The following is a 13,200-nucleotide window of genomic DNA, read 5'->3' on the forward strand; positions in this document are numbered from 1 at the left end:
TCCGGGATGCCACGAATGTTGTACAGCCCCCCGACGGCTACCGCGAAGGTTTCGTCGGTGGCCGAACCGTCGTGGGACGGCGGCCGGCCGGACCCGCCCGCGGCTCTCCGGTGCCCGGCGGCAGGGCCGGATGAAGGACACCCCGTTCCCCGGCCGAGGCGCTGCGAAGCGGTGCCGAACCGGCCCGTCCACCGGCCGTGCCCGGCCCGCCACGGCCGATCCGGGCCGCCGGACTCTCAGTCGAGGTAGCCGCGGAGCTGGTCGGCGAAGGCGTGGTCCCGCAGCTTGCCGAGCGTCCTGGACTCGATCTGCCGGATGCGCTCGCGCGTCACCCCGAAGATCGCGCCGATCTCCTCAAGCGTGCGGGGCCGTCCGTCGACCAGCCCGTAGCGCAGTTGGACCACTCTCCGTTCGCGCTCGCCGAGCGTGGACAGGACCGCCTCCAGGTGCTCGCGCAGCAGCAGGAACGCTGCCGACTCCGCCGGGGAGGCGGCGTCGCCGTCCTCGATCAGGTCACCGAGGGCGACGTCCTCCTCGCCGACCGGGGCGTGCAGCGAGACGGGCTCCTGGGCGAGCCGCAGGACCTCGCCGACCCGCTCCGGGGTGAGGTCGAGCTGTTCGGCGATCTCCTCGGCCGTCGGCTCGCAGCCGCGTTCCTGGAGCATCCGGCGCTGGACCCGTACGACCCGGTTGATCACCTCGACGACGTGGACCGGCACTCTGATGGTGCGCGCCTGGTCGGCGAGGGCGCGGGACATGGCCTGGCGGATCCACCAGGTCGCGTAGGTGGAGAACTTGTAGCCCCGGGTGTAGTCGAACTTCTCGACCGCCCTGATCAGTCCGAGGTTTCCCTCCTGGACCAGGTCGAGCATGGTCAGCCCGCGGCCGATGTAGCGCTTGGCGACGGAGACGACGAGGCGGAGGTTGGCCTCGATGAGCCGACGCTTCGCCATCCGGCCCATCACGACCAGCCGGTCGAGGTCGACGGCCAGCCGGGTGTCCGGGTCCGGGGCGCTCGCGAGCCGTTCCTCGGCGAAGAGACCCGCCTCGACCCGCCGGGCGAGTTCCACCTCGTCGGCGGCCGTGAGCAGCGGTATCCGGCCGATCTCCCGCAGGTACTGGCGGAAGAGATCGGCGGACGGCCCCCCGGTCTCCGGACGGCCACCCGGCCCCGGGGGCTCGGGCATCCGGGGCGGCTCCGCCGCGAACGGCCCGCGCGACGCGAACGCACCTGTCGGCTCGAACGGTCCGTGCGGGTCGGGTGCCTCGGGCCGGTCGGCCGGCCGGTAGGGATCGGGCGGTGTCCGCTGCGTCTCCGCGGCCTCGGGATGACGTACCACCCGGTTCTGCGCGGGAATGGCCGACACATGCTCGGTTTCGGTCACGGTCCGGGGCTGCACGGGGGGCGACCTCCAGGTGATCGCTGCCGGACCGCGGGGCAGCCCACCGTCAGGTGGACCGGCCGCGCTCCGATGACTCAGGCACCGCCCCCAGTGTGGGGTACGGCACATCGCCGCCACGAGAGGTGTGCGGGGACTTTCTGAGTCCGGTCCGTGACCGGCCGGTTACGGCGCGGGACGGGAACGGCGGCCGGGGCGGGCCCGTCGGGGCCAAAAACGGCGGCCTCGGCAGGTTCGCAGCGGGGCGGGAGCGGTGCCCGGGGCGGGCTCGGAGGGGGCCGGGAGCGGTGCCCGGTCGGCCCGCAGTGGCTCGAAGAAGCCTGCGGAGGGTGCGAAGGGTCCGTCAGAGCGCGTCGGCGCCGCTGTTGCGCAGGGACGCGGCGTACTGCTGGAGGACCCAGACCTCGTTCTGCGCGGCCGCCAGCTGTTCCGGGGCGACGTTGCTGCCGAGGCGGGCCAGGCTGCCCTGGACCTCGCCGATCCGACGGTCGACGGCGCGCAGCCGGACCTGGACGAGCTGCATACCGGCGTAGGTCTCGTCGATGGTCTTGCCGTGGACGACCTCCACCGCCAGCTCCGTGACGAGGTTGCGCACCGTGTCGTCGGGGGCGGCCTCCAGGACCCGGACGAGGTAGTCGCGCGTATCGGTGACGCCCGCCTCGGCACCGCCCGCCTCGGCGATGCACTGCCGGACGGCGGCGTACGGCGGGGCGGTGAACTCGTCGGCCCCGTAGGCGTCGAAGGCGGGCGAGACCAGTTCGGGCCGCTGGAGGGCGAGCTTCAGCAGCTCGCGCTCGGTGCGGTGGGCGGGGCTGCGGAGATGGAGGGCGGGGCCGGCCGGGGCGGCGGGCGCCCGGACCTGTTCGTGCCGGGCGCCGCGGCCGGCCGCGGGGGCGGGACCTCGCCGGTCGCCCCGGTCGCCCCGTTCGCGGGCCCAGCGGGCGAGCTGGGCGACCCGCTTCACCACGAACTGGGTGTCCAGGATGCCGAGCATGCCGGCGAGTTGGACGGCGACCTCGTGCTGCGAGGAGCTGTTCTTGATCCGGGCGACGACGGGGGCCGCCTCGTCGAGCGCGGCGCCACGGCCCGCCGGGGTCTCCAGGTCGTACCTGCCGACGATCTGCCGCAGCGCGAACTCGAAGAGCGGGGTGCGGGGTTCGACGAGGTCGCGGACGGCCTCCTCGCCCTTGGCCAGGCGCAGATCGCACGGGTCCATGTTGTCCGGCGCGATCGCGATGTACGTCTCGGCGGCGAACTTCTGGTCGTCCTCGAAGGCGCGGAGCGCGGCCTTCTGCCCGGCCGCGTCGCCGTCGAAGGTGAAGATCACCCGGGCGCTGCCGTTGTCCATCAGCAGGCGGCGCAGGATCTTGATGTGGTCGCCGCCGAAGGCCGTGCCGCAGGTCGCGATGGCGGTGGTGATCCCGGCGAGATGGCAGGCCATGACGTCGGTGTATCCCTCGACGACGACGGCCCGGCTGGTCTTCGCGATCTCCTTCTTCGCCAGGTCGATGCCGTAGAGCACCTGGGACTTCTTGTAGATCGCGGTCTCGGGGGTGTTGAGGTATTTCGGTCCGTTGTCGTCGTCGCGCAGCTTGCGGGCGCCGAAGCCGACGATGTCGCCGGAGGTGTCGCTGATCGGCCACATGAGCCGGCCGCGGAAGCGGTCGATGGGGCCGCGCCTGCCGTCCTGGGAGAGGCCGGAGGTGATCAGCTCCTTGTCGCTGAAGCCCTTGCCGCGGAGGTAGCGGGTGAGGTGGTCCCAGCCCGCCGGGCTGTAGCCGATGCCGAAGTGGGCGGCCGCCGCCTGGTCGAAGCCGCGCTCGGCGAGGAACTTCCGGCCGATCTCGGCCTCGGCGCCGTTCAGCTGCTCCACGTAGAACTGGGCGGCGGCCTTGTGCGCCTCGACCAGCCGGATGCGTTCGCCGCGCTGGTGGGAGGGGTTGTAGCCGCCCTCCTCGTAGCGCAGGGTGATGCCCGCCTTGGCGGCGAGCCGCTCGACCGTCTCGGAGAACGAGAGGTGGTCGATCTTCATCACGAAGGCGATGGTGTCGCCGCCCTCCTGGCACCCGAAGCAGTGGAAGAGACCCTTGCTCGGGCTGACCTGGAAGGACGGGGACTTCTCGTCGTGGAACGGGCAGAGCCCCTTGAGGTTGCCGCCGCCGGCGTTGCGCAGTTGGAGGTACTCGGAAACGACGGCGTCGATCGGGACCGCGTCCCGTACCGCCTTCACGTCGTCGTCATTGATCCTGCCGGCCACGGGTGAATTCTACGGGCGGGGTACGACAGCCGTGCCCGCGCCACCGGTGTGACCCGGGGAACCCCCGCGGAAGGCCGTCGGGTACGGGACGAGGGGGCTCCCCGGGCCTGCCGGCCCACCTCAGCTCAGGGAGGCCAGCGGCACCGACGGATCGGCGAGGGCCTCCGGGTCGGTCTGGCGGCCGGACCGGATCAGTTCCTGCACGCTCTCGGTGACGTCCCACACGTTGACGTTCATCCCGGCCAGCACCCGCTGGTCCTTCAGCCAGAAGGCGATGAACTCGCGCTTTCCCGCGTCGCCGCGGACGACCACCTGGTCGTAGCTGCCCGGCGGCGCCCAGCCCGAGTATTCGAGACCGAGGTCGTACTGGTCGGAGAAGAAGTACGGCACCCGGTCGTAGCTCACGTCCTGGCCGAGCATGGCGCGGGCCGCGGCCGGGCCGCTGTTCAGCGCGTTCGCCCAGTGCTCCACGCGCAGCCGGGCGCCGAGCAGCGGATGGGCCACGTTGGCGACGTCCCCGGCGGCGAAGATGTGCGGGTCGCTGGTGCGCAGGGAGGCGTCCACGGCGATGCCGCCGCCGTCCCTGCGGGCGGCCATGGCGAGCCCGGCGGTCTCGGCGAGGGCCGTGCGCGGGGCGGCGCCGATCGCGGCGAGCACGTCGTGGGCGGGGTGCTCCTCGCCGTCGTCGGTGCGGACGGCGAGGACGACGCCGTCCTGGCCGATGATCTCGGTGAGGCGGACACCGAAGTGGAAGCGGACGCCGTGGTCCCGGTGCAGATCGGTGAAGAGCTGGCCGAGCTCGGGGCCGACGACCTGGTGCAGCGGGGTCGGCTCCGGTTCGACGACGGTGACCTCCGCACCGTAGCCGCGGGCCGCCGCCGCGACCTCCAGTCCGATCCAGCCGGCCCCGGCGATCACCAGGTGGCCGTTGTCGCGGCCAAGAGCGGTGAGTACGTTGCGGAGCCGGTCGGCGTGGGCGAGGCGGCGCAGGTGGTGGACGCCGGCCAGGTCGGTGCCCGGGATGGGGAGGCGACGCGGCTCGGCCCCGGTGGCGAGCAGCAGCTTGTCGTAGTGGACGACCGTGCCGTCGCCGAGCCGCACCGAGCGGTCCACCCGGTCGAGGGCCGTGACCGGCTGGCCGAGGTGGAGCTCGATGTCGGCACCCGCGTACCAGGCGGTCTCGTGGACGAAGACGCTGTCCCGCTCCTCCTTGCCGGAGAGGTAGCCCTTGGAGAGCGGAGGCCGTTCATACGGATGGTCGCGTTCGTCGCCGAGAAGGATCACCCGGCCGCTGAAACCCTCCGCCCGGAGCGTCTCGGCCGCCTTCGCTCCGGCCAGTCCTCCGCCGACGATGACGAAGGTCCGATGTGCGTCGACCACTGCATGCCTCCCGGTGCTTGCTGCGTGGGGCCCGACTGCGAGCGTCCCGCACGCAGCGTGATGGCGAAAGGGGGTGTACCCCGATCAGGTCACGCCCGGTTCATGACCGGGGCGGCGGATCCGGACGAAACACCGTTGCCCGGGGCGGGCGGGGTCTCCGCGAGCCCCGGCGGCGAGCGGCGCGGTCGCCCGGCCGGGCCGGGGTGCGTGGGCGATCGCGGGACGCTCGGCAGGCTCGGCGCGGCGCTGCGCCGTACGCATGCGGTCGTGGTCCAGCCGTACGCGGGCGCCGGTGGGGCAGCGGGACAGCCGGGTCAGCGGCCGGGGCCGGTGAGCGAGGCGTGCAGGGAGCGTGCCGAGGCGTCGGTCAGGGCGGCGATCTGGTCGACGAGGACCCGCTTGCGGGCCCGGTCGTCGGGGGCCGCGTCGAACAGCGCCCGGAACTGCGGTTCCAGTCCCACGGGGGCGCGCGCGGTGAGCGCGGCGGCGAGTTCGGCGATGACGACGCGCTGGTCGGCGCGGATCGCCTCCTGCTCGGCGCGTTGCATGACGTACCGGTTCGCGACCGCCTTGAGCACGGCACACTCGTTGCGCACCTCGCGCGGGACGACGAGTTCGGCCGCGTACCGGCCGAGCCTGCCCGAGCCGTGGGCGTGCCGGGTGGCACTCTCGGCGGCGAGACAGAACCGCCCGATCAGCTGGCTCGTGGCGTCCTTCAGCCGGGCCTGGGCGACGGCCGATCCGTCGTAGCCGTGCGGCCACCAGTCCTGGCCGACGAGCCGGTCCAGGGCCTCGGCCAGTTCGGCGGGTTCGGTGTCCGCCGGGACGTAGCGGCCGATGGCGACGGCCCAGATCTCGTCGCGCTCGGGCTCCGAGTCGAGGCAGTTGGGGTCGATGTGGCCGGCGTGGAGCCCGTCCTCGAAGTCGTGCACCGAGTACGCGACGTCGTCGGACCAGTCCATGACCTGGGCCTCGAAGCAGGTGCGGTTCGCGGGGGCGCCGCGGCGGGCCCACGCGAAGACGGGCAGATCGTCCTCGTACACCCCGAACTTCGGCGTGTCCGGGTCGTCGGGGCATCCGCCGCGCGGCCACGGGTACTTGGTGGCGGCGTCCAGGGCGGCACGGGTCAGGTTGAGTCCGACGCTGACGAGCTCCCCGGTCCGGGTGTCGGGCACGAAACGCTTCGGTTCGAGCCGGGTGAGCAGGCGCAGCGACTGGGCATTGCCCTCGAAACCGCCGCAGTCCGAGGCGAAGTCGTTGAGCGCCTGCTCGCCGTTGTGCCCGAACGGCGGGTGACCGAGGTCGTGGGCGAGACAGGCCGTCTCGACGAGGTCGGGGTCGCAGCCGAGCGCCGCCCCGAGTTCGCGACCGACCTGGGCGCATTCCAGCGAATGCGTGAGACGGGTCCGGGGGCTGGCGTCCCAGGCCCGGCTGCGGGTGCCCGGGGTGACGACCTGGGTCTTCCCGGCAAGCCGACGCAGCGCGGCGGAGTGCAGCACCCGGGCACGGTCGCGCTGGAACGCGGTACGGCCGGGCCGTTTGTCCGGCTCGGTGTCCCAGCGTTCGGTGTCGACCGCGCGGTAGGGGGGCGTTCCCCGGCCGCGCATGCCGTATCCGCCCTGCGCGTCCGGGAGTTCCCACATGTCGTCGGTGCAGTCCGTGCCGTCGGCGCAGTCCGCGCGGTTCGTACGGTCGGTGTCATCCGTTCGGTGGGTGTCGTCCGTTCGGTCGGTGGCCTCCGTACGGTCCGTGCCGTCGGTGCGGTTCACACCGTTCATATCGCCCATGCCGTTCATGTCGCCCATGCCGTCCATGCCGTCCATGGGTCCGACAGTAGACGGACGTGCCGACAGGAAGGGGGACGGTTCGGGATGTATGCGCGCCGATCGGACGGCCCGGGACTCCGGGAGGGCGGAGAAGGGCCGACGTTTGTCCGGCGGGAACAGGGGCTGTGACGGAATCGGCTGAATCCGCTGCTGGAGAACCCTTTCTCCTCATAGTTCGTCCAACCATGTGGGACGCCGTGGCCACGGGCACGGCCCCGGAACACGGACAGGCCGGAGCAGGAACGAGGGAGACACCGATGCGGGAGAGACAACCGGGACGAGCGGCCCGGTGGCCCGGGCGGCTCCGACGGCCGTGGCCGCGGTCGCGGCGGGGACAACGGCGGCTCGTGCAGGCGGTGATGATCGCCTGCGTGGCGGCACTGGCCCCCGCGACCTGGATGCACACCGTGGCCGATGCCCGGGTGAGGACCACCGCGGACGTGCCCGCGCGGCAGGTCGCCGTGGTGTTCGGGGCCGGGCTCATGAAGGGCAGGCCGTCGCCCTATCTGGCCAACCGGCTGAAGACCGCCGCCGAGCTGTACCGGAACGGGAAGATCGAGGTCGTGCTCGTGACCGGTGACAACGGCCGGGCGGACTACGACGAGCCGGACGCCATGCGCACGTACCTCAGGGAGCACGGCGTGCCGGACGAGCGGATCGTGAGCGACTTCGCCGGTTTCGACACCTGGGACTCGTGCGTCCGGGCCAAGAAGATTTTCGGCGTCGACCGTGCGGTGCTGGTGACCCAGGGGTTCCACATCCACCGGGCGATCGCGCTGTGCCGGACGGCAGGCATCGACGCGTACGGGGTCGGCGTCGACGCCGTACGCGACGCGACCTGGTACTACGGCGGGACGCGGGAGGTGTTCGCGGCCGGGAAGGCGGCGCTGGAGGCCGTGTTCAAACCCGACCCGCACTTCCTCGGCCCGCGGGAGAACGGGATCACGGAGGCCCTGGCGGCGGAGCGGCCTTGACCGGCCCCGGGCGGAGCCGGGCAGGGACCGGGCAGGTACCGGGCAGGGACCGGACGGGTACCGGGTGTCGGGGACGGACCGGCGGGTCCGGCGGTCCGGCAGATCCGCCCGGTCCAGCGGGTCCGGCAGATCTGGCGGGTCCAGCGGGTCCGACCGGGTCCGGCAGGTCCCACCGGTCCGGCAGGTCCGGCAGGTCCGGCAGGTCCGGCAGGTCCGGCAGGTCCGGCAGGTCCGGCAGGGTCCGGTGCCGGGCAGTTCCCGGTGGTGCCGGGCGCGGGCATCGCCCCGGTGGGAGGACGCCCGCGCGGACGGACCTGCCTACGGGGCGGTCTCGGCCGCGACCCAGTCGAGGTATCCGGCGCTGCCCCGTACCACCGGGACCGCGATGATCTCCGGTGTCCCGTAATCGTGCGCCGCCAGGAGATGAGCCTCCAGTTCGTCGTACCGCTCGGCCGTCGTCTTGAGCAGCAGTTGCCATTCCTCGGCCGTCTCGACGGCGCCCTGCCAGCGGTAGACCGAGGTGACGGGCGCGGAAATCTGCGCGCAGGCGGCGAGCCGCGCCTCCACCGCTCCCCGCGCCAGTGCCCGGGCCTTCTCCTCGCTGTCCGTCGTGGTCAGTACGGTCAGCCATGCCGACATCGTCACCCGCGGCCTCCTCGGTCTGTCGGTTGTGGACGGCTCTCGCGCCCCGCGTCGATTCTCGGGCACCGTCCGGCGCCGGCGCCGGACGAGGCAGACGGTCAGGCTCCGTACGGGCGGACGGCCTTGGCGTCGCGCAGGGCGCGGCCCCACCAGACCAGTTGATCGAGCAGGGACTTGGCCGCGGCATCGCAGGCGGAGGGGTCCCGATGCCTGCCCTCGTCGTCGAACAGGGCGCCCGCATAGGGGAAGGCGACCGTCTCACGGATGCCGACGGTGCGCAGTTCGGCGAAGACCTGCCTCAGGTGCTCGACGGCGCGCAGTCCGCCGGAGATACCTCCGTACGCCACGAAGGCGACGGGCTTGGCCTGCCATTCGTCGCGGTACCAGTCGATGAGGTTCTTCAACGGGGCCGGGTACGAGTGGTTGTACTCGGGGGTGACGACAACGAACGCGTCGGCCGCCGCCAACCGGGCGGACACGGCGTCCAGTCGGGATCGCGCCTCGTCGTCGGGCCGGAACGAGAGGGCGGTCGGGAGGTCGAGTTCGGCGACGTCGAGCAGGTCCGTCTCGATGTCGGGGCGTTCGGCGGTGTGCGCGAGGAACCAGCCGGAGACGACGGGCGCGAACCGTCCCTCCCGGTTGCTGGCGAGGATGACCGCGACCTTCAGGGGCGCGGCGGCGGTCGTGGACGCGGAGGGCGAGGCAGCTGTGGTGAGATCCATGCGAAGATGCTCGTAGCTCAACCATGCTTGAGGTCAAGCTTCTTACGCCTGCCGCCCCCTCCACCCTTCGACATGCGCCGGACCGCACCGGCATCCGGAACGCCTCGGCGCGGGTGCACGTCATGCCGCCGGACCACAGGGGCGACTGTCACGAACGTGCGGACGTCAGCCGCATTCGCATCCGGGAACCTCGGCCGGGGTTCCCGCGATCTCGCCATGAGGCCGAAACACCGTCGCAGCAGAACAGCCCGAACATGACGGAAGGCACCGAACGCGAGGTCCGCGTCACCCTCCCCACGGGGAACCGCCCCGCCGGTCCCAGCGGGACGAATCCGGTGGGCGGCGGGGCGGGGGCGGTCGAGTGCACCGTCCCGTGGGGGGTGTCTGACGTGTGCCCCGCCCCCCACAAGGTCATGCATGTGATGTGCATCACTTCACCGGGCGGTGGCGTCACCCGTTTGGCAGCAACTCCCCCGGGCCCCGGGCCCTCCTCGTCGATCAGGGCCACGACCTGCACGGATACGGGTTGGCAAGGGAGCCACGCCGAGCCGTCCGGGTGAGAGCTGACTCGGTGTCAGCAGGCATGGCGGGCGATCGGCCCGTTAGCTCGGAGTCAGGACACAGCCACTCGCGGCACAACTGTTCGCGGCTCGGCTGCTCGCGCACATCGCCGGAGGAACCCATGCGTCCTGCTCGCCCCATGACCGGTGCCGCCGCCTGCGCGGTCACCATGTCCGCGCTCGGCCTGTTCGCCATCGGACAGCCCGCGTACGCGGGTGAGGCGGGATCCGTGCGAAGCGGCCCGGTGGTCGCACCACCGGCCGCCCACGGCTTCCCCGAGGAACAGGGTGGGGACGAGGGCGGAGGAGGCGGGCGGACGTCGTCCGGGAGCGATGTCCCATTCGGATTCAACGTCCCTTCGCTGCTCGATTCCGTCGGCGGGCTCAACGCCTTCTCCGCACTCGACACGCCCTCCGGGGACGAGGGCTCGAACGAACGCGGGGACCGGAACCGGTCCGAGGGCGAGGACTCGTCCCGGCAGAACTCGTCGTCCGGCCGGGACAGTTCGTCCGATCGGGATCAGTCGTCCTCCGGACGTGACCAGTCCTCCGGTCGCGACAGTTCATCGTCCGGCCGGGACTCGTCCTCCGGGCGCGACGGCTCGTCCCGTCCCGACGGCCCCAGCGGGCACGTCAAAACAGGTGTCGGCGGCAGTGTCCGGTCCGACACCACCCAGATCGCGGCGGGTGCCGGCGTACTCGCCGGTGCCGCCGTGGGCGGGGCCTGGCTCCTGCGTCGTCGGGCGAGCGGCACGCAGGAAGCCGGCTGACGGAGACGGATTCACGTCTCCGTGCCGCCTGGCAGCCGTCCCGGTGGTCGCGCGCCACCGGGACGGGGCCGTTCCCCCCGCCCGTTCGTATCCGTCCCCGTCCCCCGTCCCACATCCCCCGTTCCCGTTCCCATTCCCGCCCCACTCCCATCCCCGTTCCCGTCCCCCACGTCCCGCACCGTCTCCGCTCCGTCATCCGAAGGACCGACCGTGTCCCAGAAGGGCAAGGGCTGGCTGCTTGCCATCGCGGCGTTGGCAGGCATCTGGCTGATCCGTCATGGCGCCGACACCCAGTTGGTGCCGCCGCAGCCGACCTCCGCGCAAGCGTTCGCCGCCGGCCCCGTACCGCAGCCTGGATCCCCCCTCGCCGAACCGCTGAAGCCCTCGCCACCGGTACGCATCCGGATTCCGAGCATCCGGGTCGACGCCCCGATGATGCGGCTGGGGCTCGACGCCGACGGCAGCCTCGGCGTCCCGCCGGCCGGGAACGACAACATCGTCGGCTGGTACGGGGACGGCACGACCCCCGGCGCCAAGGGCAGCGCGATCGTCGCCGGACACGTCGACGACGCGCGGGGGCCGTCGGTCTTCTACGCCCTGGGCACCCTGCAGAGGGGGAACGAGGTCGAGGTGGTCCGCCGGGACGGGCGCACCGCCGTCTTCTCGCTCGACGCGATCGAGGTCTACGAGAGCGACGACTTCCCCGACGAGCGCGTGTACGGGGCCTCGTCCTACGCCTCGCTCCGACTGATCACCTGCGGCGGCGGCTTCTCGAAGTCGACGGGCTACCGGGGCAACGTGGTGGCCTACGCACACCTCACCGCGGTGCGCTGAGGGCCGACGCGCCGCCCGCAACCTGGCCACGCCAGAACCTGGGCACGCCTGAAACGAGACACGGCCGAACCGGGGAGCATCCGGAACGGGATGGGCCGGGAGCCGTGGTGCGAACGGCCGCTCACGCCAGCCACTGGTCGTACGCCAGCTTCGCGACCAGCGAGAGCACCACGACGAGCAGCACCACGCGGACGAAGCCGCTGCCCCTGCTGAGCGCCATCCGGGCCCCGACCAGTCCGCCCGCGAGATTGAACACCGCCATCAGCGCGGCCAGCCACCACAGCACGTGCCCCTGGTGGGCGAACATCGCCAGCGCCCCGACATTGGTGCAGACGTTGACGATCTTGGCGTTGGCGGACGCCGTGACCAGATCGAGGTGGAGCACCGCGGTCAGGGCCAGCACCAGAAACGTTCCGGTGCCCGGCCCGAACAGCCCGTCGTAGAAGCCGATACCGCCACCGACCAGCACGATCGCGGTGACGGTCCGGGCGCGGCCGATCTCCTGCCGCGCACCGTCCCCTGCCGTCCTGCCGAACGATGGCCGCAGCACCACGAACGCCGCGACCACCAGCAGCACCACCATGATCACGGGCCGCAGCACCTCGCTGCCGATCCCGGCGGCGAAGAAGGCCCCGGTCATCGATCCGGCCAGCGCGGCGAGCCCGATCCGCAGAGCCGTCCCGACCTTCACCGGCGCCTTGCGCACATACGCCACGGCGGCTCCGGACGTGCCGACGATCGCCACCGCCTTGTTGGTACCGAGTACGTGCGCGGCCGGCACCTGCGGGAGGCCCAGCAACAGGGCGGGCAGCAGAAGCAGCCCGCCGCCGCCGACCACCGCGTCGATCCAGCCCGCCGCGGCCGCGGCGAGGCAGAGGACGACCAGGGTGGTGAGTGCTATGTCGGGCATGATCGCGACTCTATGGACGCGATGCGTGCCTGGTCCAACCACTTCGGCCCGTTCACGGAAAAGCTGAGCCGGATCTGAGCTTCCGGGCCCTCGGAACCGCCCGCCGACGGCTGCCGACCGCTGCCGACCGCTGCCGACCGCTGCCGACCGACCGTCCCCCATCGGCCGGCCGGCACCCGTCGCGCACTGCCCGCTGCCGGTCACCCCCACGCGGCTGCCGACCTCCGTGGCCCGTCACGCGAACCGTCCCCCCACCCGGTCCGCGGCGGCACTCGGTCCGCAGCGCCCCCGGAAGTCACCGTCCCCGGGGCCCGCGTCCCCACCGTCCGGGCCCACCGGCACCCCCGCTCCCGGGGAGGCCGCTCAGCCGCCCTTCCCTGAGCGCCCCTCCCCGGCCCCGCTCCCCCGTCGGTCGGTCCGGCTCAGCACTGGTGCGACTCGACGGCGGCCGGGTCCATCCACATGACCTCCCAGATGTGACCGTCCGGGTCCTGGAAGGAACGGCCGTACATGTGACCGAAGTCCACCGGCTCCTTGACCGGCGATCCGCCGGAGGCGAGCGCCGTGTCCGCCACCTCGTCCACCTTCTCCCGGCTCTCCGCGCTCAGTGCGAGGATCACCTCGCTGGTCTTCGAGGAGTCGGCAACCTCCCTGCCGGTGAACTCCTTGAACCGGGACTCGGTGAGGAGCATGGCGAAAATGGTCTCGCTGATGACGAGGCAGGCGGTGTTCTCGTCACTGAACTGCGGATTGCACTGGTAGCCGAGCTTGCCGAAGAACGCCTTGGTCGTTTCGAGGTCCTTGACCGGCAGGTTCACGAAGATCAGCTGAGACATGGCCGTTCCGTTCTTTCTGGTGTTCGAGCGTCGTACGAGGGGTAGACGGCACAGCCGCACGGAACTCATCGCTCCCACCGAAAGAATTT

At 72.1% G+C, this 13,200-nt stretch carries 11 protein-coding genes; 3 read left to right on the forward strand and 8 right to left on the reverse strand.

The window, feature by feature from the left end; genetic code table 11:
- Window positions 1-236: 236 nt before the first annotated feature.
- From ACFC79_RS04975 to ACFC79_RS04990, 4 genes are all read right to left on the reverse strand, one after another.
- Window positions 237-1,400, reverse strand: a complete 1,164-nt coding sequence (locus ACFC79_RS04975) for an RNA polymerase sigma factor (RefSeq protein ID WP_376235307.1) — start codon at window positions 1,398-1,400, stop codon at window positions 237-239.
- Between the two features lie 343 nt (window positions 1,401-1,743).
- Window positions 1,744-3,657 (reverse strand): DNA primase, encoded by a 1,914-nt coding sequence (gene dnaG, locus ACFC79_RS04980; RefSeq protein WP_376235310.1) that lies wholly within the window; start codon window positions 3,655-3,657, stop codon window positions 1,744-1,746.
- Between the two features lie 120 nt (window positions 3,658-3,777).
- The gene (locus ACFC79_RS04985) at window positions 3,778-5,037 is read right to left on the reverse strand and encodes an NAD(P)/FAD-dependent oxidoreductase (RefSeq protein WP_376235312.1); all 1,260 of its coding nucleotides are present in this window, start codon (window positions 5,035-5,037) and stop codon (window positions 3,778-3,780) included.
- 314 nt (window positions 5,038-5,351) lie between these two features.
- Entirely contained in the window at window positions 5,352-6,680 is a 1,329-nt protein-coding gene (locus tag ACFC79_RS04990; protein ID WP_376235810.1) for a deoxyguanosinetriphosphate triphosphohydrolase, read from the reverse strand.
- Window positions 6,681-7,120: 440 nt separating this feature from the next.
- Between ACFC79_RS04990 and ACFC79_RS04995 the strand changes: the two genes are divergently transcribed.
- Entirely contained in the window at window positions 7,121-7,837 is a 717-nt protein-coding gene (locus ACFC79_RS04995) for a vancomycin high temperature exclusion protein (protein ID WP_376235314.1), read from the forward strand.
- Window positions 7,838-8,155: 318 nt separating this feature from the next.
- Here the strand turns inward: ACFC79_RS04995 and cutA are convergent, their stop codons facing one another.
- Together cutA and ACFC79_RS05005 are read right to left on the reverse strand one after the other, a co-directional pair.
- On the reverse strand, window positions 8,156-8,476 hold the full coding sequence (cutA, locus tag ACFC79_RS05000) for a divalent-cation tolerance protein CutA (protein ID WP_376235813.1): 321 nt from the start codon (window positions 8,474-8,476) through the stop codon (window positions 8,156-8,158).
- Between the two features lie 101 nt (window positions 8,477-8,577).
- A complete protein-coding gene (locus tag ACFC79_RS05005) occupies window positions 8,578-9,201 on the reverse strand; it encodes an NADPH-dependent FMN reductase (RefSeq protein WP_376235315.1) in 624 nt (207 codons plus the stop codon).
- A 682-nt stretch (window positions 9,202-9,883) separates the two neighbouring features.
- Here ACFC79_RS05005 and ACFC79_RS05010 point away from each other — a divergent pair.
- Window positions 9,884-10,531, forward strand: a complete 648-nt coding sequence (locus ACFC79_RS05010) for a hypothetical protein (RefSeq protein ID WP_376235318.1) — start codon at window positions 9,884-9,886, stop codon at window positions 10,529-10,531.
- 210 nt (window positions 10,532-10,741) lie between these two features.
- Window positions 10,742-11,365: a class F sortase gene (locus tag ACFC79_RS05015; RefSeq protein WP_376235321.1), complete on the forward strand. Its 624-nt coding sequence runs from the start codon at window positions 10,742-10,744 to the stop codon at window positions 11,363-11,365.
- Between the two features lie 121 nt (window positions 11,366-11,486).
- On the opposite strand, the gene ACFC79_RS05020 is transcribed toward ACFC79_RS05015, so the two are convergent.
- Complete coding sequence (locus ACFC79_RS05020; protein WP_376235323.1) at window positions 11,487-12,275, reverse strand: sulfite exporter TauE/SafE family protein; 789 nt, start codon at window positions 12,273-12,275, stop codon at window positions 11,487-11,489.
- A gap of 422 nt (window positions 12,276-12,697) precedes the next feature.
- On the reverse strand, window positions 12,698-13,111 hold the full coding sequence (locus ACFC79_RS05025) for a VOC family protein (protein WP_376235326.1): 414 nt from the start codon (window positions 13,109-13,111) through the stop codon (window positions 12,698-12,700).
- Window positions 13,112-13,200: the final 89 nt, after the last annotated feature.

The organism is Streptomyces sp. NPDC056061, assembly GCF_042266885.1.
GTDB lineage: Bacteria > Actinomycetota > Actinomycetes > Streptomycetales > Streptomycetaceae > Streptomyces.